A 22,960-nucleotide genomic window follows, 5' to 3' on the forward strand; every position below is an offset into this window, starting at 1 on the left:
GCAGGAGTGGAGGCCGAGGACCGGCAGGCGCTGTCCTACGCGCAGCAGCGGATGTGGTTTCTGTGGCAACTGGATCCTGCCAGTGGCGCCTATAACCTGCCGGGGGCGGTGCGGCTGAAAGGGGCGTTGAGCCTGCCGGCAATTGAGCAGGCGTTCGCCAGCCTGGTGGCCCGCCATGAGACTTTGCGCACGGTGTTCCAGCGCCAGGCGGATGATAGTCTGTTGCAAGTGGCCGCACAGTCGCCGCTGGCCATCGAGCAATCAGACCTCAGCGCCCTGGCGCCAGCCGAGCGCGAGCAGGCGGTGACACAGGCCGCCACCCGCCAGTCGCTGCTGCCCTTCGACCTGGCCAACGGCCCTTTGCTGAGGGTGCACTTGCTCAAGCTGGCCAAGCAGGAACACGTGCTGCTGCTGACCTTGCACCACATCCGTTTCCGATGGCTGGTCGATGAACGTGCTGATCGACGAGTTCATTCGCTGCTATGACGCACATGAGCGCAATGAGCAGCCACGGTTGCCGGCCCTGCCGATCCAGTACAGCGACTACGCCCTGTGGCAGCGCCGCTGGCTGGAAGCGGGGGAGCAGGCCCGCCAGCTGGAATACTGGCAGGCGCGCCTGGGTAATGAGCATCCGGTGCTGGAACTGCCTACGGATCACCCTCGTCCGGCCATGCCCAGCTATCGCGGTACACGTCATACCTTCGCAGTCGACGCCCGGCTGGTAGAGCAATTGCGCGCCTGTGCCCAGCTGCATCAAGTGACCCTGTTCATGCTGCTACTGGGCGCGTTCAACGTGCTGCTGCACCGCTACACCGGTCAGGGCGATATTCGGGTTGGCGTGCCGATTGCAAACCGTAACCGCAGCGAGATCGAAGGGCTGATCGGTTTCTTCGTCAACACCCAAGTACTGCGCACTGAATTGAACGGGCAAACCCCTGTCGACGAACTGCTGGCAGCCATCAAGGAAGCGGCCCTTGGCGCTCAGGCCCACCAGGATCTGCCCTTCGAACGGCTGGTGAGGCGCTGAATATCGAGCGCAGCTTGAGCCACACACCGCTGTTCCAGGTGATGTACAACCACCAGCCGCAGGTGGCGGATATTTCCACGGTCAGCACCGCGTCAGGTCTGGAACTGAGCCTGGTGCAAGGGCAAGGCCGTACCACGCAATTCGACCTGACACTGGACACCTATGAACAGTCCGGCACCCTGCATGCCGCACTGACTTACGCCGATGACCTGTTCGACCCGGCCACCATCGAGCGCATGGCGCGCCATTGGTTGCGACTGTTGCAGGGGATGGTGTCCGATCCCCGTCAGGCGGTCGGCGATTTGCCGCTGCTGGACGAAGACGAATACCAGCGCATCGTGCATGACTGGAACTCCCCGTCACGACAGCTTCCCCGAGGCGCTGTGCATCCATCAGCGCATTGCCGAGCAGGCGCGACCAAACCCCGCGAGGCACTGGCGGTCACCGTTTGGCGTCCGTGAGCTGACCTAGTGAGCAACTCGATCAGCAATCCAATCAGTTGGCCCATCTGCTGATCAAGCACGGTGTGGGGCCAGAGGTGCGCGTCGGCGTGGCGATGGTCCGTTCCGAGGCGTTGCTGGTGGCGCTGCTGGCGGTGCTCAAGGCCGGTGGCGCGTATGTGCCGCTGGACCCGGACTACCCGGCCGAGCGCGTGGCCTACATGCTCGAAGACAGCCGCGCCTTGCTGCTGCTGACCGAACAGGCGGTGGCGGCAACCCTGCCGATCATCCCCGATACCCAAGTGATTTTGCTCGACGATCCGGTATCACTGCTGGCGCCATGGCCTGTCACCGAAGCGGTCACGGCGGTAACCCCGGACAACCTGGCCTATGTGATCTACACCTCGGGCTCCACCGGCAAGCCCAAGGGCGTGGCAATTGCCCATCGCAACGTGCTGGCGCTGATCGACTGGTCGCAGCGGGTCTTCAGCCGTGAGGATGTGCAGGGTGTATTGGCCTCGACCTCGGTGTGTTTCGACCTCTCGGTGTGGGAGTTGTTTGTGACCCTGGCCGCCGGCGGTTCGCTGATCATCGCCCGCAACGCCCTGGAGTTGCCCGACCTGCCGGCCCGTGACCGGGTGCGCTTGATCAACACGGTGCCATCGGCGATTGCCGCGCTCCAGCGCACCGGGCAGATTCCTCCCGGGGTGCGCGTCATCAACCTGGCCGGCGAACCACTGAAGCAGGCGTTGGTGGAGGCGTTGTATCAACAGCCGGGTATCGAGCATGTCTACGACCTTTATGGCCCGTCTGAAGACACCACTTATTCCACCTATACCCGGCGTGCTACCGGTGGTCGCGCAGTATAGGCCGCCCCATCAACCATACTGCCAGCTACCTGCTGGACTGCCCGGTTGCAGGCCCGTGCCCCAGGGTGTGTGCGCCGAACTCTACCTGGCGGGCGCGGGGATAACCCGTGGCTATTTGGGGCGTGCGGCCCTGACCGCCGAGCGCTATGTACCCAACCCGTTTGCCACCAGTGGTGAACGTCTGTACCGCACCGGCGACCTGGTGCGTTACCTGGACGACGGCGTGCTGGAATATCAGGGGCGCATCGACCATCAGGTCAAGGTGCGCGGCTTCCGTATCGATTGGGGGAAATCGAGGCGCAACTGTCGCGCCAGCCCGCGATACGTGAGTTGACGGTACTGGTCCAGGACAGCCCAAGTGGCCAGCAACTGGTGGCTTATCTGGTGCCCACCAACCCGGATTTATCTGGCGATGCCGAGGCTCAGGACGCCTTGCGCGAAACCCTCAAGGCCGCTCTCAAGCAGGTGCTGCCGGCGTACATGGTGCCCACACATTTGCTGTTCCTGGAGCACTTGCCGTTGACCCCCAACGGCAAGCTCGACCGCAAGGCCCTGCCGGCCATCGACAGTTCACAACCGGCACGGCAACACGTCGAGCCGAGCAGCGACACGGAAAAAGCGCTGGCGGCGATCTGGCAAACGTTACTCGGCATTGAACGCGTGGGGCTGGACGACAACTTCTTCGAACTGGGCGGCGACTCCATCGTCTCCATGCAAGTGGTCAGCCGGGCACGCCAGGCCGAGATCAGCCTGAGCCCCAAGGACGTGTTCCAGCACCAGACCCTGCGTAGCCTGGCACAAGTCGCCAGCCTGCGCCTGCACTCCGCGATCGACCAGGGTGCTGCCCACGGTCCGGCGGCCCTCAGCCCGGTGCAGCAGTGGTTTTTCGCTCAGGACATCCCCCAGCGCCAGCACTGGAATCAGTCGCTGTTGCTGGTGCCGCGCGAGCCGATAATGGCGGCGCACCTGGATGCCGCGTTGCAGCAGCTGGTCAACCACCATGACGGCCTGCGTTTACGCTATCAGCCGGGTGCCGAGGGATGGCAGCAGCACTACGGCGAGGCCGCGGTTGAATCCGTGTTATGGCAGCGCCAGGCTGACAGCAACGCGGCCCTGGCCGAGCTGTGTGATGAGGCCCAGCGCAGCCTCAGCCTGCAAGACGGCCCGTTGCTGCGAGCGCTGCTGGTGCAGATGCCCGACCACAGCCAGCGCTTGCTGCTGGTGGTCCATCATCTGGTGGTGGATGGCGTGTCCTGGCGCGTGCTGCTGGATGATTTGCAGCAGCTGTACACCGGTTTGCGTGACAGCACGGTGCCGAAACTGGCAGGCAAGACCACCTCCTATCAAGCCTGGACCGCCCGGCTGCAAGACGCCGGTGCGCGCTTCCTGCCCCAGCTTGAAGGCTGGCAGGCGCGGCTTGGGGCGACGTCGATGGCGGATTTGCCTTGCGATAATGCCCACGGCGGCTTGCATCAATACCTGGAGGAGAAGGTCAGTTGCACCCTGGATGCCGACACCACCCGCCAACTGCTGACCCTTGCGCCGGCCGCTTATCGAACCCAGGTCAACGACCTGCTGCTGACCGCGCTGGCGCGTGTGGTGTGCCGCTGGAGCGGGCAGGGCAGTACCCTGATTCAGTTGGAAGGCCATGGTCGTGAGGACCTGTTTGACGGCGTGGACCTGACCCGTACCGTTGGTTGGTTCACCAGCCTGTTCCCGGTCAACCTGACCCCGGCCCAGGAACTGTCGGACTCGATCAAGGCGGTCAAGGAGCAATTGCGTGAGGTGCCGGACAAGGGCATTGGCTACGGTGTGTTGCGCTACCTGGCGCAGCCTGCCGTGGTCGCGGCCCTGGCCGCTCTGGCTCAGCCGCGCATCACGTTTAACTACCTTGGGCAATTCGACCGCCAGTTCGACGAAGCGGCGTTGTTCGTGCCTTCCACCGAAGGCAATGGCCTGGCCCAGGACCCCCTGGCGCCGTTGGCCAACTGGCTGACGGTTGAAGGGCAGGTCTACGGCGGGGAACTGTTCCTGCAATGGGGTTTCAGCCGTGAGATGTTCTTGACCACGACCGTCCAGCAATTGGCTGACGACTATGCCCGCGAACTCAAGGCGTTGATTGCCCATCGCTGTGCGCTTGAGGCCGGACAGGCGACGCCGTCGGATTTCCCGTTGGCCGGTATCAGCCAGCGCCAGCTGGATGCGTTGCCGCAGTTGGGGGCCCAGGCCGAAGACCTGTATCCGTTGTCGCCGATGCAGCAGGGCATGTTGTTCCACAGCCTGTACGAGCAGGACGCCGGCGATTACATCAACCAGATGCGCGTCAATGTGCTGGGGGTGGACGCGGCGCGCTTTCGTGCCGCCTGGCAGGCTACCGTCGACGCCCAGGACATCCTGCGCACCGGTTTCATCTGGCCCGGCGACTGGTCGCAGGCGCAGCAAGTGGTGCACCGCCAGGTGCAGTTGCCGTTCAGCGTACTCGACTGGCGTAACCGTGATGACGTGCCGGCCGCCCTGGAGGCGCTGGCCCAGGCGCAATCCCGCGAACCTTTTGATCTTGCCCGGCCGCCATTGTTACGCTTGGTTTTGGTGCAACTGACGGACACTGACTGGCACCTGATTTACACCCATCATCACATCCTCATGGACGGCTGGAGCAACTCGCAGTTGCTCGGCGAAGTGTTGCAGCGCTACAGCGGCCAAAACCCGCCGGCCGCCGTTGGCCGCTACCGCGATTACATCGCGTGGCTGCAACAGCAGGATGGTGCCGCCAGTGAAGCATTCTGGAAGGCGCAGTTGCTGCCCCTGGAGCAGCCGACCCGCCTGGCCCAAACGCAGATGCCGGCTATATCGGGGCCGGCCTATGGTGAACACTATTGCGTTGTGGAAGCCGCGCAGACCCGGCGCCTGCATGAGTTTGCCCGCCAGCAGAAAGTCACGGTCAACACGCTGGTACAAGCCGCCTGGTTGTTACTGCTGCAACGCTACAGCGCACAGGCCACGGTAGCGTTTGGTGCCACGGTGGCGGGGCGCCCGGCGCATTTGCCCGGAGTCGAGCAGCAGATAGGCCTGTTCATCAACACCTTGCCGGTAGTGGCCAGCCCGCTGGCGGAGCAAAGTGTCAGCAGTTGGCTGCAAAGCGTACAGATGCTGAACCTGAGCCTGCGCGAGCACGAGCACGCACCGCTTTACGAAATCCAGCGTTGGGCCGGTCGTGGTGGCGAGGCACTGTTCGACACTATCCTGGTATTCGAAAACTATCCGGTCTCCGAGGTGCTGCAGCAAGGGGCTCCCGAAGGCCTGCAATTCGAGGCATTGCACACTCATGAGCAGACCAGCTACCCGCTGACCCTGACGGTCAATCTGGGCGATACCCTGACCCTGCATTACAGCTATGCCCACGCGCACTTTTCAACGTCGACGGTGCAGCGTCTCGGTATGCATTTGAGCAATCTGCTCAACCATGTGCTCGGTGCGGCCGAGCTGCCGCTGGCAGAAATCAGCCTGCTGGATACCCAGGAGTACCAGTCGCTGGTCCATGACTGGAGCAGCGCCCGCCTTGATTACCCGAGCGAACAGCGGGTCCATCAGCTGTTTGAAGCCCAGGTCGCGAAGCAACCTTGCGCACCGGCCTTGCTCTTCGAAGACCGCCAGTTGAGCTACGCCGAACTCAACACCCGGGCCAATCGCCTGGCCCGGCATCTGGTGAGCCTGGGCGTCGGCCCCGACGTGCTGGTGGGGATCGCCGTGGAGCGTGGCCTGGACATGATCATCGGCCTATTGGCGGTGCTCAAGGCCGGCGGCGGTTATGTGCCGCTGGACCCGGAATACCCCCAGGATCGCCTGCTGTGCATGATCGAAGACAGCGGCACCCGGCTGATACTGACCCAGAGCCATTTACGTGAACGACTGGCGATTCCCGCCTATGTCGAACACCTGTGCCTGGACCACGAGCAGGCCTGGATCGACCTGGACGACAGTAACCTGCTCAACCGCGCCCACGCCGAGAACCTCGCGTATGTGATGTTCACCTCGGGCTCCACCGGGCGGCCAAAAGGCGTGGGCATCAACCAGTCTTCGCTGACTCGGCATGCCTATGTGTCCCTGGAGTTTTTCAACCTCAACGGTGCCGACCGCATCCTGCAGTTCTCCACTTTCAACTTCGACGGCTTCGTCGAGCAGCTTTACCCGGCGCTGATCTGTGGCGCCTCGGTGGTGCTGCGCGGCACCGAGATCTGGGACACCGAGACCTTCTACCGCGAACTGATCCGGCACCAGATCAGCGTGGTCGACCTGACCACGCTACTGACTGCTGCCAGACTCGCGTGCCGCCGCGGATTACGGGCGCCTCAAGCAAGTGCATGCCGGCGGTGAAGCCATGCCGCCCGAAGGCCTTGCCGCGTGGGCCAGGCTGGCCTTGGCCACGTCAAGTTGCTCAACACCTACGGCCCCACCGAAGCCACCGTCACCGTCACCGCGCTCGACTGCACCGACTACGTGACCGGCGCACGCCCCACGCCGTTGACCATGCCCATCGGCAAGGTCTTGGCCGGGCGCAGCATCTACCTGCTGGACGACAGCGGCGCCCCGGCCCCGATAGGTGTGGTGGGTGAACTGGTGATCGGCGGCGAGTTGCTGGCCCGTGGGTATTTCAATCGCCCGGACCTGACCGCCGAACGCTTCATGCCCGATCCGTTCAGCCAAAGTGGCGGCCGGCTGTACCGCACCGGCGACCTGGCGCGCTACAACGCTGACGGGGTGATCGAGTACGTGGGGCGGATCGACCATCAGGTGAAGATTCGCGGTTTCCGCATCGAACTGGGGGAAATCGAGGCCCGGTTGCTGGAGCAGGACGCGGTGCGAGACGCCATTGTCCTCGCGCAACCGGCAGCCAGTGGTTTGCAACTGGTGGGTTACGTGGTGCCCCACGCCAGTGCCGTGCCGCAAGCGCAGTTGCGCCAATCGATCAAGGCTGCCTTGGCGGCGGTGCTGCCGGACTACATGGTGCCGGGTTTCCTGATGTTCCTCGATGTGCTGCCCCTGAGCCCGAATGGCAAGCTGGACCGCAAGGCCCTGCCCAAACCGGATGCCAGCCAACAGCAAAACCACTATGTGGCGCCGCGAACGGCGCTGGAAATCCAGGTCGCCGGGATCTGGCAAAGCGTGCTGGAGCTGGAACAGGTCGGGCTGGACGATCACTTTTTTGAACTGGGCGGCCACTCGCTGCTGGCGACTCAGGTGGTCGCGCGCCTGAAGACGTTGCTGTCCTGCAACCTTACCCTGCGCGACCTGTTTGGCGCGCCGCGCCTGGCAGACTTTGTGGCGGCGGTGGCAGCCCGAACCGGGCGGGACGAGCCGGTGGTGCAGATTCCGCTGGTGGCCCACGGTAAAAAAACCAGCGCGAGCCTGTCCCTGGTACAACGCCGGCTGTGGGTTGTGGAGCAGCTTTCGGATGCCAGCGGCGCCTATGGCATGCCGCTGGCCGTGCGCCTGCGCGGCGAGTTGTCATTGCCGCTGCTGATCAGCAGCCTGGCGCAGGTGATTGCCCGCCACGAAACCCTGCGCACCGCCTACATCACTGACGAGGAGGGCGATCCGCTGGCAATCATCGCCGGGCACGTGGATGTCGATCTGCCGCTGCTCGACCTGTCGGCCCTGGACCCGGCGGAGCAGCAGCGCCGAGTTACCCTCGCCGTGGTAGCCAACACCCGCCAGCCCATCAGCCTGTTGCAGGCGCCGTTGTTGCGCGGGCAGGTGCTCAAGCTGGGCCCCACTGAACACGTGTTGCTGTATTCGATGCACCACATCATCTCCGATGGCTGGTCGATGGCAGTGCTGGTCAATGAACTGGTGGGGATTTATGGACGCGCCAAGGCCGGTGTCCTTGAACCGCTGCCACCCTTGCCGATCCAGTACTCCGACTACGCGCTGTGGCAGCAGCAGTTGCAACAGGCCGGCGTGCTGGCAGCGCAGGCGCGTTATTGGGAACAGGCGTTGGCCGGGCACAGCGGTGTATTGCGACTGCCCACCGATAAGCCTCGATCCCAGGCACCCACCTACGAAGGCCGGGACCTTGGCTTCACGCTGCCCGCCACCTTGCATGACGGCTTGAAGGCGCTGTCGGCCAACGCGGGCGTCACGCTCTACAGCACGATGCTGGCGGCGTTCCAGGTCATGCTCCATCGGCTCACTGGCTGCGACGATGTGCTGGTGGGCGCCGACGTGGCCGGGCGTCAGCAGCCGGAGCTGGAAGGCTTGATCGGCTTTTTCGTGAATATCCTGCCGCTGCGCTCGACCTTCACGGCGCAGCAGCCGTTCAGCGCTTTCCTTGCCGGTACCCAGGGCACTGCACTGGACGCCTTCGATCATCAGGACTTGCCCTTCGACATGATCGTCGAGGCCTCGTCACTTGTGCGCCAGCGCGGTTTCAACCCACTGGTCCAGGTGCTGTTCGTGATGAACAACCTGCCGGTGCAGGGCGGCCAGATGGAGGGGGTCGAGGTTGAGGTGCTGCCAACCCGTGGCGGTTACTCCAAGTTCGATATGGCCCTGTTCATCGATGAGGATGCTGGCCGCCTGCACGGTACCTGGCAGTACGCCAGCGACCTGTTTGAACCACAACGCATTGAGTCATTCGTCAACGCCTGGACAGGAATTCTTGAACAGATTGTGTGTGATCCGAACATTCAATTAGGGGATATCACCATGCCTACCAACACCCTTGAGCAAAACGCCGCGCCCGTACCGCCTGCCATCAAGGCCGACAAGCTGGGCAAGTTCCTGAAAAAGTCCCAAAGCCGCACCGACAAGCCAGCCGGCGCGCTGATGCGTGAATCGCTGCTGGTCCCGGAGCAGGACTTCCCATTACTGATGGAACCCACCGATCCAGGCCTGGACCTGGTGGCGTGGATCAAGGAAAACCGCGCGCTGGTGGAGGCCAAGCTGGCTCGCCACGCGGGGATCCTGTTCCGCGGGTTTGCGCTGCGCGACATTCATGACTTTGAAGCATTTGCCGAGGCCGTACAGCCTGGCCTGTATGGCCAATACGGCGACTTGCCGAAAAAGGAGGGCGGCAAGAACACCTACCGTTCCACGCCGTACCCTGAAAAGAAAATGATCCTGTTCCATAACGAAAGCTCCCACCAGGACCGCTGGCCGCGCAAGCAACTGTTCTTCTGCGAGCAGCCATCGCCGGTGGGCGGCGCCACACCAGTGGTGGATTGCCGGCAGATGTACCTCAAGCTGCCGGTGGCAATACGCGAGCGTTTCGAAGACAGGGGCTTGCTGTACGTACGCACCTTTGCCGACAAGCTGGACGTGTCCTGGCAGCACTTCTTCAAGACCGATGTGCGTGCCGACGTCGAGGCGCGTTGCCGAGCTGCGGGCATCGAGTGGACCTGGCTGGACAACGATGAGCTGCAAATCCGCACACCGTGCCCGGCGATTATCCGGCACCCGGTGACGGGTGAAAAAACCTTCTTCAACCAGGTTCAACTGCATCACATCTACTGCCTGGACCCGGATGTGCGCGAGGACTTGCTGGCGCTGTTCGGCGAGCACCGCATGCCTCGTCATGTGTACTACGGCGATGGTTCGCCGATCGAAGACGAGGTCATGGCGTTGGTGGGCGATCTGTACGAAGCCTGCGCGGTGCGGTTCGACTGGCAAAAGGGCGACGTGATCCTGCTGGACAACATGTTGGCTGCCCACGCCCGCGACCCGTTCGAAGGGCCGCGCAAGATTGTCGTGGCCATGGGTGAAATGATTGAACGCAGTGCGTTGCAAGTGGCGCACGGCGAGACCGAAAAGGAAGAGGCCGGAGCATGAGTACTGCACAACAGGGAATCGTGGACCCAGGATTGGCGCTGCTGATCGAGCAGCAACAACACCTGGACGCTCGGGAACAGGGGGCGAGCTGGGGCGATTTGGCCCACTGCCTCAAACTGGATATCCGCGGCCAATTGGACCCGTTGCGTCTGCAGCACGCCCTGGACAGCCTGGCACTGCGGCACGAAGCATTGGTGGCGCAGTTTGCCCCTGTCAGCGGTTATCACGGACTGCGTCAGCGGGTCGTGGCGGCTGAGGCGGTAAGCTTGACCCTGTGGCCCGAAGTGGGCTCGCCGCAGCAGGTGAGCGCCCGTCAGCAGCAATGGTTGCAGCAACCACTGCCGCCGTTCGGCGCGTTGTTGCAACGCCTGGAAACGGATCATTGGCAACTGCTGGTCGGCGTGGCGCGTTACGCGGCCGATGCCGCGACCCTGGCCCTGATCCAGCAGGAGTTGCTGGCAGCCTATGGGCAGCAAGGGTTTGAAGAGGACGAGCCCGGGCAGTTTTCCCAGTACCTGGAATGGCGCGGCGAGGTGATCTTCGATGAAGACGCAGACACGGCCAAGGCTTACTGGCAGCAGTATTTGCAAGGCCCCGAGCCGCTGGTCAGCGGCCCCGACCTGCCGTACCGCCTGACACCCGGCGGCACCGCACCGGCCGAGCGTTTGAGCGTGCCGCTGGATCAAGCCCTGCTGGCTCGTCTGGCCACGTCGGGACAGCCGCTGGACGTATTGATGCAAGCCGCCTGGTGGATACTGCTGGCGCGCATCAGTGGTCGTGAGACGTTCCTGGCCGGCTGGCGGCATGACGCGCGCCAGGATTATGATTTCTTCAGCCACAGTCTGGGCCTGTTCGAGAAAACCTTGCCCCTGGCGATTCGTATCGATCCGGCGAGTACCTTGCGTGACCTGGTTGCGAGCGTGGCGGCGCAGTTGGATCAGCACCGTACCTGGCAGGAATACTGGACGCCCTTGTCGTTCCCGCAGCAGGCCAGGCCAGCAATCAGCTTTGGCCGCCGACGGGTTTCGGCGCCGCGTGAAGTAGCAGGGCTGGTCTGGGCCGGCAGTGACCTGCCGGCCGGCGTGCCGGAGTTCGAGTTGGCACTGCAGCTGGAAGTCGCCGCGAATGGTGAGTCTCAGGGCGTGTCACTCGACTTCAACCCTGCGTGCTACACCCCGCAAGCCGTCGAGATCCTGTTGGCCCAATACCGTCAACTGCTCCATAGCATTGCCGACAATCCGCAAGAAACCGTTGCACGCTTGAATCTGTTGGATTCCGCCGAAAAAAGCTGGCTGCTGGCGCTCAATCCGCCACCGCAAGCGATGGATGCATCGTTGCTGTTGCCGCAGCGTATCGCCGGTTGGGCGCATCAGACGCCGCAGGCGATGGCCCTGGCCCATGCGGGCCAGACCCTCAGCTACGCCGAGCTTGAAGCCCGCACCGCGCAGTTGAGTGCCGAGTTGCTGCGTCAGGGCGCAGGGGCAGGGTCGATCGTCGGTCTGGCGTTGCCGCGCTCAGTAGAACTGGTCGTCGCGATGCTTGCCACCTGGCGTGCGGGTGCGGCCTACCTGCCGCTGGACCCGCAATGGCCAGCGGCGCGCCAGGCCGAAATCGCCCGGCATGCTGCCGCGAGCTTGATACTGGCGGCACAAGCGCCGAGCCCGGGCGACCCGATGGCCTCGCTCAAGGTCCTCAACCTCGCGGGGCTGAGCCTTGATGCACCGGTGACAATCGCCGCATCCGTGCAGGCGCGGGACGTGGCCTATGTGCTGTTCACTTCCGGCTCCACCGGGCAGCCCAAGGGCGTGGTGATCGAACATGGCGCGTTACTCAACTACACCGCGGGCAGCAGCCAGCAATTGGGCCTGTCTGCCTGCCGTCACTTTGCTTTCAGCTCCACGGTAGCGGCCGACCTGGGCAACACCGCCTTGTTCGGCGCGCTGTACAACGGTGCGACCCTGCATATCGCTGACGACGCGACCCTGCAAGACCCGCAGGGCTTTGCCGGGTTCCTGCGAGACCACCGCATCGATTGCCTGAAAATCGTGCCTTCCCATCTGGCTGCCTTGCTTGAGGCCCAGAGCGCTGTGTTGCCTGGCACGCTGGTGCTGGGCGGTGAAGCAATCGGCGCAGGCCTGGTGCAGCGGATTCATCAACTGCGCCCCGACTGCCGAGTGTTCAATCATTACGGTCCTACCGAAGCGACGGTGGGGGTGATGGTGCATGCGTTGCTGCCCGGTGACGACGTGACCCATGGCGTCCCGCTGACACAGGTGCTTCCCGGCAACCAGGTATTTGTACTCGGTGCTGATGCGCAACTGCTGGCGACGGGCGAACTGGGCGAGTTGTTCATCGGTGGCCGCCAACTGTGCCGGGGCTACCTGAATGCCGAGGCTGACGCCGACGCATTTATCCACAGCCCGCTGGTGGGCGGCGAGCGCCTGTACCGCACCGGCGACCTGGCCCGTTATCGGGTCGGCGGGGGCGTGCAGCTGTCTGGCCGCCGTGATCACCAGGTCAAGGTACGGGGGTTTCGCATTGAACTGGCGGAGATCGAGGCACAGTTGCTGCGTTTGCCTGAGGTCAGCGAAGCGGTGGTGGTGCTGGTACAAGAGGAGCCGCAGGCGTTCGTGGTACTGCGAGCAGCGATGGATGAGAGTGTACTGACTCACCTGAAAACCCAACTGGTTCAACGCCTGCCGGCGGCCATGGTGCCGCGCCTGATACTGAGCCTCGAACGCATGCCGCGCCTGCCGAACGGCAAGGTTGACCGCAAGGCCTTGCAGAACACTCAGCCGGTGGTTTCCAGGGCGGTTTACGTAGCGCCACGTGATGCGCTTGAAGCGTTGTTGTCTACGCGCATGGCCCAGTTGGTCGGGCTGGAACGGCTGAGCATCGATGAGGACTTTTTTGCTGCAGGTGGGCATTCCTTGCTGGTGATCAAACTGGTGGCGGGTATTCGCAAGCTGCTGCAATGCGAGATTCATCCCGGTGTGGTGTTTGATCACCCAAGCGTGGCGGAACTGGCGCGGGTGCTGCGTGAGCGTGAAAGTGTCGCGGGGCAGTTGGAGAAGATTGCCCAGGCGCGTTTGCGCCTGGATGCAATGAGTCCTGAAGAGAAGGCCGCGCTGATGGAAAAGGCTCGCCAGTTACAGCAGGGATAGTTGCAGTGTCCGGGGCTGGCAATCAGCCCCGGTTTTAAATAGTGGGAACGCTCAGGCGGTACTCAGCGCTGTTCCCCCAACCAGCTCAAAACCTCCTCATAAATACCGGCAACGGCGGTTGTGATCCCGTTCATGCGCAAGAAGTCATGGGTCAGCCCCGGCTGCACATGCAGGCTGACGGCGGTGCCGCTCGCTGCCAGCAACCGGGCATAGGCCTGCCCTTCGTCATACAGCGGGTCGTACTGGGCCAGGCTGATATAGGCCGGTGCCAGTGCTGTCAGCCCTTCGGCCAGCAGCGGCGAGACCCGCCAGTCGAGGCGCTGTTGGGCGTCCGGGCAATAGTGTTGGTAGAACCATTTCAGCGTGGCGGTTTCCAGCAGGTAGTCCTCGGCATATTGCCTGTGGGAATCCCGTTGCCGCGAGGTATCGGTGACCGGGTAAAACAGCAACTGGGCCCAGGGTTTGAACGCCAGTTGTTGCGGTGCCTTCACTGCGGTGATCGCCAATGCCGTCGCCAGCGTCGCGCCCACACTGTCACCCGCCAGGGCCATCCGGCGGTTGTCCAGTTGCAGGTTGCCGGCTTGTTCGGCCAGCCAGTTGGCAGCGTCGAGCGTGTCGTTCACGGCTATTGGGAAGCGCGCCTCTGGCGCCAGGCGGTAAGTGGGGGCGAACACCGCGTACTGACCGCTGGCCGCGAGCCTGCGGCAGATGGAATCGTGGGAGTCGAGGCTGCCCACGACATAGCCGCCGCCGTGGAAATACACAATCACCGGCAGTTGCGCCGTGCCCGGCGCCCGGTAGAGGCGGGCGGGCAATGCACGGCCATCGCGGGCGGTGATCGTCAGCGCAGTGACCGCCACCGAACCCGGCGGGCTGGGGTCGAGAATCGCCGAGGTCTGCTCGAACTCCCGTCGTGCCTGTTCAACACTCAGCGCGTGCATGGGTTGGCTTTTGCCGGTCAGGCGACCCATCTGTGCCAGTTCCAGAAAGCCTTCGAGATCAGGGTCCAGGGGCATTGCATGTTCCTTGCGAAATAGGGTGAAGCGCCGCCCCTGACCATCAGGGGCGGCGACGGTTTCAACTGGCGACGGGTTGCAGCGCCAGGTGCTGCAACAGCCGGTGCAGCAGGTCCGGATGGTTGAGGATGTCGTAGTGGCCGGCCGGGATCTGTTCGTTGCTCCGGGCGCAGGCCAGGTTCGATGCGGGCAGGTCGGGCGTCTGCCGGGCCCACCAGCAATCGGCCTGCGCGCGGGTTGGTGGCAAACCGCTTATCTGCTGCGACAACGCCTTGAGTTTCATCGCCACCTGGAAGGTGTGGGCCAGTTCCTCAGGACTGATCCCGGCGTACACCGATTGCGCGGCTGCGCCCGTCTGGACCTGCTCGATCAGGTGCTCAAGGACCGTGCTGCCTGTTGTCGCCTTGACCTCAAAGGTGGGCAGGCTCTCGGCCGGCAGGCCGAACAGCACCGCCAGGAACCCGCGCAAGTCTTCACTCCAGTCATCGCTCAAAACGTCCTCGCCGGTGGGGATAAAACTGTCCACCAGGCCGAGAAACGCCACGCGCTGGCCCTGGCTTTCCAGCTCCTGGGCCACCAGCACCGCGAGCGTTCCACCCAGCGACCAGCCCATCAGGTGATACGGGCCGCTGGCTTGCTGCTGGCGGATGTACTGGCTGTAATCGATGGCCATGGACGCCAGGGACTCATCGTCCCACTGGCGGTCGAGCAACATCCGACACTGCAGGCCGTAGACACTGCGCTGTCCATCCAGGCGACGGGCCAGGGGTTCATAGTCGAACACTGTGCCGAACCCTGCATGCAGGCAGAAGAGCGGTGAGTGATGAGCCGTTTCGCTGTTAAGCAACAGCAGCGGATTAAGACGTGCGTCGTCTTCGGCAAACCCGGACAGCTCGGCGATGGTCGGCTTGCCGATCATGTCCCGCAGTTTCAGTTCGATGCCGATATCCGGCTGGCTGCGTACCTTGGACAGCACCTTGAGAATGCGCAGCGAGTCGCCGCCCAGTTCGAAGAAGTTGTCGGTGACGCCCACAGTCTCCAGGTCCAGCACCTCCTGCCAGATCGCCGCCAGTTGCGCTTCCAGCGGATTGCGCGGCGCAACGTAGGCACGGCCCTTGAAGTCCGGGTCGGGCAAGGCGTGGCGGTCCAGCTTGCCGTTGGGGTTGAGCGGGAAGGCCGGGAGCACGAGGATTTGCGCCGGCACCATGTAGTCAGGCAATTCCACCTGCAAGGCCGCACGCAGGCGCTCGCCCAGGCCGGCCGAAGCCTCGGCCACCACGTAACCGATCAGTTGCTTGCCGCCGGTGGTGTCGCGGGCGACGACCACGGCGTCCTGTACGTCGGTGACTTCGCGCAAGCGCGATTCGATTTCCCCCAGTTCGATACGGAAGCCGCGGATCTTCACCTGGTTGTCCAGGCGACCTAGATAGTCGATGACGCCGTCGGGACGTTGGCGTACCAGGTCGCCGGTGCGATACAGGCGTGTGCCGTTGGCCGCGAACGGATCGGCCACAAACCGCTCGGCGCTCAGGCCGGGTCGCTGGTGATAGCCACGGGCAACGCCTTCGCCGCCAATGTACAACTCGCCCGCCACGCCATCGGGCACCGGGTTGAGGTGTTCGTCCAGCACATACAGCGTGCGTTCACCGATGCGTGTGCCGATCGGCGCGTACACCGCCGCGCAGCTTTGATCCACACTCACTTTCCACAGCAACGGGGTGACGACGGTTTCGGTAGGGCCGTATCCGTTGGTCAGGAACTGCGGCTTGAGCACGCGTTTGACCAATTCGAAGTTGGCCTCGGCCACCGCATCACCGCCAAAGCAGTAGATACGCACGGGCGGCGGTGCGTCGTTTTGGCTGTCGCCATACTCGGCCAACTGCTGCAGATACGCCGGCGGGAAGCAGGCGATGCTGATGCTGTGGGCGTGCAGCGCCTGCCAGGTTTCTTCCGGGGTCCATAGAGGGTTGCCACGCACCACCAGGCACCCGCCGCTTTGCAGGGTCGACAGCCAGCGTTCCTGGGCGCCATCGAAGGCGAAGGACATGAACAGCAATTCACGTGTGCTGGCGTCCATCTCGTAACGTTCGGCAATCGCCTGGCAATGCATGCGGATTTGCCCGTGCGCCACAGCCACGCCCTTGGGTTTACCGGTGGAGCCGGAGGTGTAGATCAGGTAGGCCAGGTTATCGTCGTGCACCTCCTGCACCGGGCAACTCGCCGGCCAGTTCGACAGCGGCAGGCGATCCAGTTCGATCAGCGTTGCCACGCCGAGGCTGTCGAAGCGCGAGCGCAGTGAGTGCTGGCTGATCAGCGCGCTCATGGCAGAGTCTTCGACGATCCACTGCACGCGGTCTTGCGGGTAATCAATGTCCAGTGGCACGTAGGCGGCGCCGGTTTTCATCACGGCGTAGAAGGCGACGATGACGTCGACGGAGCGCTCGAGGGCGACGCCGACGAACATTTCCGGGCCGATGCCCTGGGCCATGAGGTAATGCGCCAGGCGGTTGGCACGGGCATCCAGCTCGCCGTAGCTCAACTCGATACCGTCGCACACCACCGCCACTGCGTCAGGACGCTGCAGTGCGTGCTGGCGGATCACCTGTGCCAGGTGGGCGCGCGGTGCCGTGCCGGGGCTCAGTACGTTGCGTTGCTGCAACAGTTGCTGCTCGGTGTCGGCCAGCATCGTGAGGTTACCGACGTTCGTCTGGCTGTTGTCCAGCAGTTCCAGCAGCAGGGTTTCAAAGCTGCGGCGAACGTGTGCGGTGGCCGCTTCGGTGAAGCGGTTGCGCAGGTACAGGAACTCGATCTTCAGGGTGTCGCCGAGGTTGATTGCCAGGTCCATCGCAAAGTTGGTGACATCGCGACTGCTGACTTCGCCGAAGCTCAGGCGTTCCTGCCCGGCTTCCTGCAGGCGTTCGTCAACCGGGTAGTTTTCAAACACCAGAATGCTGTCAAACAGCGGCTGGCCGCCCTGGCCTGACCAGCGTTGTACGTCGGCCAGGGACGCATGCTCGTGGTCGCGCACTTCCAGGTTGTAGGCTTGCAGCGCTTGCAGCCATTGGGCGACGGGCATTTGCGGTTGTGGGGTCTGGATGATGGGCAAGGTGTTGATAAACAGCCCGAGCATGTCCTCGGCGCCTGGCAGGCTGGACGGGCGACCTGCGACGGTGGCGCCGAAGCACACGGTGTCCTGGCCGGTGTAGCGCTGCAACAGCAAAAGCCAGGTGGCCTGGATCAGCGTGTTGGGGGTGACACGCAGGCGTTGGGCCTGCTCGCGCAAGTGAGCGGTTTGCGCGGCATCCCAATTCAGATACAGCGCCGCGTGGCCTTCCAGTTCCATCGACGGTTTGGGCGACAGGCTGTTGGCCAGGGACGAGGTACCACTCAAATCCTGGAGCTTGGTCTTCCAGAACTGCTCCAGTACCGCTTGGGACTGTTCCTGCAGCCAGCGGATGTAGTCGCGGTAATGCCCGCGCTTGGCCGGTGCGGCCTGGCCGTTGTAGATCGCAAAGACTTCGCCCAGCAGCCGGGAGTTGGACCAGCCGTCCATAAGAATGTGGTGGCTGGTCCAGATCAGGTAGTGGGTCTGGGGGGCGAGGTGTACCAGGGTCAGGCGCGTGAGGGGTGCACGCAGCAGTTCGAAACCACGGGCGCAATCCTGACTCGCGAGAGCCTCCAGGTCGTGCGCGGTGACCTCGCGCTGCTGCCAGTTGAGTACTTCGACGGGCATGGTCGCTGCGCGATACACCACTTGCAGCGGTTCGGCCAACTGATTGTCGGCCCAGAACCCGGTGCGCAGGATTTCATGGCGCTCGATCACGGCATTCCAGGCCGCGGTGAAGCGTGCAACGTCCAGGCCGCTGACCGAGACGGCCATCTGGTTCACGTACAGCGCGCTTTCCGGCGCTTCCAGTGTGTGAAACAGCATGCCCTGTTGCATCGCCGACAACGGGTAGAGGTCTTCCAGTTGGGGTAATGGTACCGGCAAGCGGTCCAGTTGCGCCTGGCTGATACGCGCCAGCGGGAAGTCGGACGGCGTCACGCCCATGTTGGCGTCGTCGCAGCAATGCTCGATCAGCGCCAGCAGTTCTTGCTTGAGGTCATCGGCCAGTTGGGCGATGGTCGCCTCGTCGAACATCTCGCGGCTGAATTGCCAACCCAGGGTCAGCTCGTCGCCATACACCTGGCCATTGAGGCTCAGCCAGTTGCCCAGTGGCGCGTCCAATGCCTGCTCGCGGCCACTGCCTTCGGTGGCAGGTGCCAACAACGAGCCCTGTTCGGTATCGAAGCTGGCATCGAACTGACCCAGGTAGTTGAACGTGATCCGTGGGGTTGGCAGTGCGGCGAGACTGGCCCGGACCTGCGGTGCGCCCAGGTAGCGCAGGGCGCCATAACCCAGGCCTTTATCGGGGATTGCCCGCAGTTGCTCCTTGATCTGTTTGATCGAGTCGCCAAGGCTCACCGCCGGCACCAGCTTGACCGGGAACAGGCTGGTGAACCACCCCACCGTGCGGGTCAGGTCGACGTCGTCGAACAGGTCTTCGCGACCATGGCCTTCGAGCTCAATCAGGCAATGTGGGGTGCCGGTCCAGCGGCTGATGACGCGCGCCAGGGCGGTCAGCAGCAAGTCGTTGATCTGCGTGCGATATGCCTTCGGCGCCTGCTGCAGCAAGTGTCGTGTCTGCCGGGCATCAAGGTGGGTATGCAGCGTGTGGCTGTGGCGATTGTCCAGGCTGCCATTCGGGCGCTCGCATGGCAGGTCGACCATGGCGTCGCGCAGTTGATCCTGCCAGTAGCTGAGTTCGTCCTGGTTGCCGCTGGCGCGGTGTTGCAGGCGCTCGGCCCAGGCCTTGACCGAACTGGTGCGTGCCGGCAGTTGCACCGGCTGCTGGTTGCTCACCTGTTGATAAGCGTTTTGCAGGTCTTCAAAGAGAATCCGCCAGGACACGCCATCCACCGCCAGGTGGTGGATCACCAGCAGCAGGCGCTGAGTGCCATCGGCCAGGTGGACCAACAGCGCGCGGATCAGCGGGCCTTGTTGCAGGTCGAGGCTGCCCTGGGCCTTATCACACAGGTCCGACAGTTGCTCGGCGGTGGCTTCAACCTGTTGCAACTGCCAGTCGCCCAGCGGCCGGTAATGTGCGCTCCAGTCACCGGCTCGCTGTTCGAAGCTCAAGCGCAGGGCGTCGTGATGCTCAATCACTGCGTGCAACGCCTGCTGCAGCGCATCGGCCATGAGCGGTTGTGCAGGTTTGAGCAGTACCGACTGGTTCCAGTGATGGCGCTCAGGGATCGCAGTTTCAAAAAACACCTGATGAGTCGGCAGCAACGGCAGGGTTCCGGTGGCGGGGCCCTGGTCGATCACTTGGGCATTCGCGCCGCTACGGGCCACGCTGGCCAGGCCCTGCACGGTCTGGTGCTGGAACAGCTCCTTGGGCGTAAACGCGATGCCTTGCTGGCGGGCGCGGCTGACCACCTGGATAGAGATGATCGAGTCACCGCCCAGCTCGAAGAAGTTGTCGCTCAGGCCGACGCGTTCCAGTTTCAGCACGTCTTGCCAGATCGCTGCGATTTGTTGCTCCAACGGGCTTTGTGGTGCCACGTAAGCTTTTTGCAGCAGGCTTGCATCGGGTTTTGGCAGGGCCTTGCGGTCCAGTTTGCCGTTCGGGCTCAGGGGCAATTGATCGAGGAAGATCAGTTGGGCGGGCACCATGTAATCAGGCAAGTGTTCGCCCAGGCGTTGCCTGATTTCGCTGCGCAGTTCACCGGCGTCACGGGCTTCGGTCGGCACTGCATAGGCGACCAACTGCCCATCAGCGGCGATCACCACGGCTTCGCGCACGCAGTCCAGTTCCATCAGGCGGGTTTCGATTTCCCCCAGCTCGATGCGCAGGCCGCGGATTTTTACCTGGTGGTCGATACGGCCACGGTATTCGATCACGCCGTCGGTGCGATAACTGGCCAGGTCGCCGGTGCGATACAGACGTTGGCCGTCACCAAACGGGCTGGTCATGAAGCGCTCGGCGGTGAGGGCCGGGCGGCGGTGGTAACCCCGGGCCAGGCCTTCGCCGCCCAGGTACAACTCGCCGATGACCCCGGCCGGTACCGGCTGCAGTTCGGCATCGAGGATGTAGGTGGTGAGGTTGGCGATCGGCTGGCCGATCGGCACGCTGGCCTTGCCTTCTTCGCGGCAGGTCCAGTGGGTCACGTCGATGGCGGCCTCGGTGGGGCCGTAGAGGTTGAACAGGCCGGCGTTCGGCAGCTTGGCGAATACCTGTTGTTGCGCGTCCACGGGCAGGGCTTCGCCGCTGCAGACGATGCGCGTAAGACTGGTGCATCGGGCAACGTTATCATCCAGCAAAAACACCTGCAGCATCGACGGCACGAAGTGCAGGGTGCTGACCTGGTAGCGCTGGATCAGGCTCACCAGTGTGGCCGGATCGCGATGGTCGCCAGGCCCGGCGACGGCCAGACGAGCACCGGTCATCAGCGGCCAGAAAAACTCCCACACCGACACGTCGAAGCTGAACGGGGTTTTTTGCAGCACGGTATCGGCATCGGTCAATGCGTAGGCCTGTTGCATCCAGCACAGGCGGTTGGTCAGCGCCGAATGGCGGTTGCCGGCGCCTTTGGGCTTACCGGTGGAGCCGGAGGTGTAGATGACGTAGGCGAGGTTTTCGCCCTCGACGGCAACCTCAGGATTGACCTCGGCATAACCGCTGACGTCCAGTTGATCCAGCGCCAACGTCGGCAGCGTAGCCGGAATCGGCAACTGCGCAAGCAGGTGCTGCTGGGTCAACAGCAGGCCAATGCCGCTGTCTTCAATCATGTAGCTCAGGCGGTCCTGCGGGTATTCCGGGTCCAGCGGTACGTAGGCGCCCCCGGCCTTGAGCACGGCCAGCAGGCCGATGACCATTTCCAGGCTGCGTTCGGTGGCAATGCCCACCAGCCCATCCGGGCCGACGCCCAGTTCGATCAGTTTGTGGGCGAGCTGGTTGGCGTGCTGGTTGAGCTGGCGATAGCTCAGTTGGTGTTCGCCAAAGACCAGGGCTGGTGCCTCCGGCGTGGCGGCCACCTGGGCCTCGATCAACTGTTGCACGCTGTGGTCCAGCGGGTACTGGGTGCGGGTGTTGTTCCATGCGCTGACGATCTGTTGCTGCTCGGCGCGGTCCAGCATGGCCAGTTCGGCCAGCCGCTGCTGTGGGCCTTGCATGAGACTCTGCAACAAACTCAGCCAATGCTGGCCCAGGCGTTCAATCGTTGCCAGGCTGAACAGCGCGGTGCTGTATTCGATGTTCGCCGTGATGTGCCGTGGCGAGTAGTCCACGTCCATCGACAGGTCGAACTTGGCCTCATGTTGCGCCACCGGCAGCAACTCCAGAGTCAGCTCACCGAGCTTCAGCGCACCTGGCTGGTCCTGGCTCACACGCCAGTTGAACAGGGTCTGGAACAGCGGATTGGCCTGGGTGCTGCGTTGCAGTTGCAGACGCTCGATGATCAGTTCAATCGGGTAGTCGGCATGTTCCATGGCCGCCCGGGATTGCTGGCGCAGTGCCTGGAGAAACTCACCTGTGGTGAGGCTGTCGGTGAGTTGCGTGCGGTAGATCTGGCTGCTGACGAAGAACCCCACCAGGTCCTGGGTCTCGCTCTGATTGCGGCTGGCATTCGGAACGCCGACGGTGAAATCCTGCTGACCGCTGTAGCGGCTGAGCAGCAATTGCCAGGCACCCAGCAGCACGATAAACGGCGTCAAGTCCTGTTGCTGGCAGAAATCCTGTAGCTGTTGGCACAGGGCTTGGGGCAATGGCAGGTGAAGATTGCCGGCGCGGTGCTGTTGCTCGGCACAGCGGGGCAGGTCGGTGGGCAGGTTCAGCGTGGGAATCTCGTGTCCCAGGTAATCCGCCCAATAGTCGTCAGCACGCTGGTGCACGGGGGTGTGCGGGTATTCTTCGCGCTGCCAGTGTGCGTAGTCGGCGTACTGGATGGAAGGCCGCGCCAACGGGGTGGTATCGCCCAGGCAGGCGCGTTGGTAGGCCTGTGTCAGGTCGTGCATCAGGATCGGATTGGACCAGGCGTCCGAGACGATGTGGTGCATGTTCAACAGCAGGATATGGTCGTCGTGCTCGAGTGTGATCAGGGTGGCGCGAATCAGCGGGGCACGGTCCAGGTCAAACGGTGTACCGGCCTCGGTGGCAAGGCGATCCGCCACGGCGGCGCTACGTGATTCGGGCGCCAGGCCCGACAGGTCCTCTTCCTGCAGGTGGATCCGGGCTTGTGTGTCCACCACTTGCCGGGGTTCATCGTCGATGGTTTGGAATGCGGTTTTCAGCACATCGTGCCGGTCGATGATCTGTTGCAAGGCAGTGCCCAGCGCGGGTGTATTCAACGGGCCGCGCAGGCGCAGGGCGTTGGGCTGGTTGTAGGCGCTGCTGTCGGGCGCCAGCTGTTGCAGGAACCACAGGCGTTGCTGGGCGAAGGACAGGGGCGTGGGGCCGCGATGGGTGTGAGCCTTGATGGAATGCTCTGAACCGACGTCGTCGGCCATCAACAAAGCCAGCAGGTCGTCGTCGGGGAGTTGATTCAGTGGGTTCATGTTCGGTCTCGTCGCCATCGG

Annotated in this window: 3 protein-coding genes and 1 pseudogene; 2 read left to right on the forward strand and 2 right to left on the reverse strand. The window is 63.5% G+C overall.

Translation table 11 applies throughout. From position 1 onward, the window contains the following. Nucleotides 1–10,160, forward strand: a pseudogene (locus MUM_RS1000000134550) (amino acid adenylation domain-containing protein); the annotation flags it as partial. Next, on the forward strand, nucleotides 10,160–13,327 hold the full coding sequence (locus MUM_RS0102780; protein ID WP_010166708.1) for a non-ribosomal peptide synthetase: 3,168 nt from the start codon (nucleotides 10,160–10,162) through the stop codon (nucleotides 13,325–13,327). The pseudogene MUM_RS1000000134550 and the gene MUM_RS0102780, both read left to right, overlap by 1 nt. A 62-nt stretch (nucleotides 13,328–13,389) precedes the next feature. Here MUM_RS0102780 and MUM_RS0102785 read toward each other — a convergent pair whose 3' ends face one another. Both MUM_RS0102785 and MUM_RS0102790 read right to left on the reverse strand, forming a co-directional pair. Further along, on the reverse strand, nucleotides 13,390–14,343 hold the full coding sequence (locus MUM_RS0102785) for an alpha/beta hydrolase (protein ID WP_010166709.1): 954 nt from the start codon (nucleotides 14,341–14,343) through the stop codon (nucleotides 13,390–13,392). A gap of 61 nt (nucleotides 14,344–14,404) precedes the next feature. Further along, entirely contained in the window at nucleotides 14,405–22,939 is an 8,535-nt protein-coding gene (locus MUM_RS0102790; protein WP_010166710.1) for a non-ribosomal peptide synthetase, read from the reverse strand. Between the last annotated feature and the right edge of the window lie 21 nt (nucleotides 22,940–22,960).

It is taken from the genome of Pseudomonas sp. PAMC 25886, assembly GCF_000242655.1.
Lineage (GTDB): Bacteria > Pseudomonadota > Gammaproteobacteria > Pseudomonadales > Pseudomonadaceae > Aquipseudomonas.

Excerpts from the sequence above, each read along its gene's own strand:
- MUM_RS0102785 (WP_010166709.1), bottom strand. The coding sequence starts at position 14,343 with ATGCCCCTGGACCCTGATCTCGAAGGCTTTCTGGAACTGGCACAGATG.
- MUM_RS0102790 (WP_010166710.1), bottom strand. The coding sequence starts at position 22,939 with ATGAACCCACTGAATCAACTCCCCGACGACGACCTGCTGGCTTTGTTG.
- MUM_RS0102780 (WP_010166708.1), top strand. The coding sequence starts at position 10,160 with ATGAGTACTGCACAACAGGGAATCGTGGACCCAGGATTGGCGCTGCTG.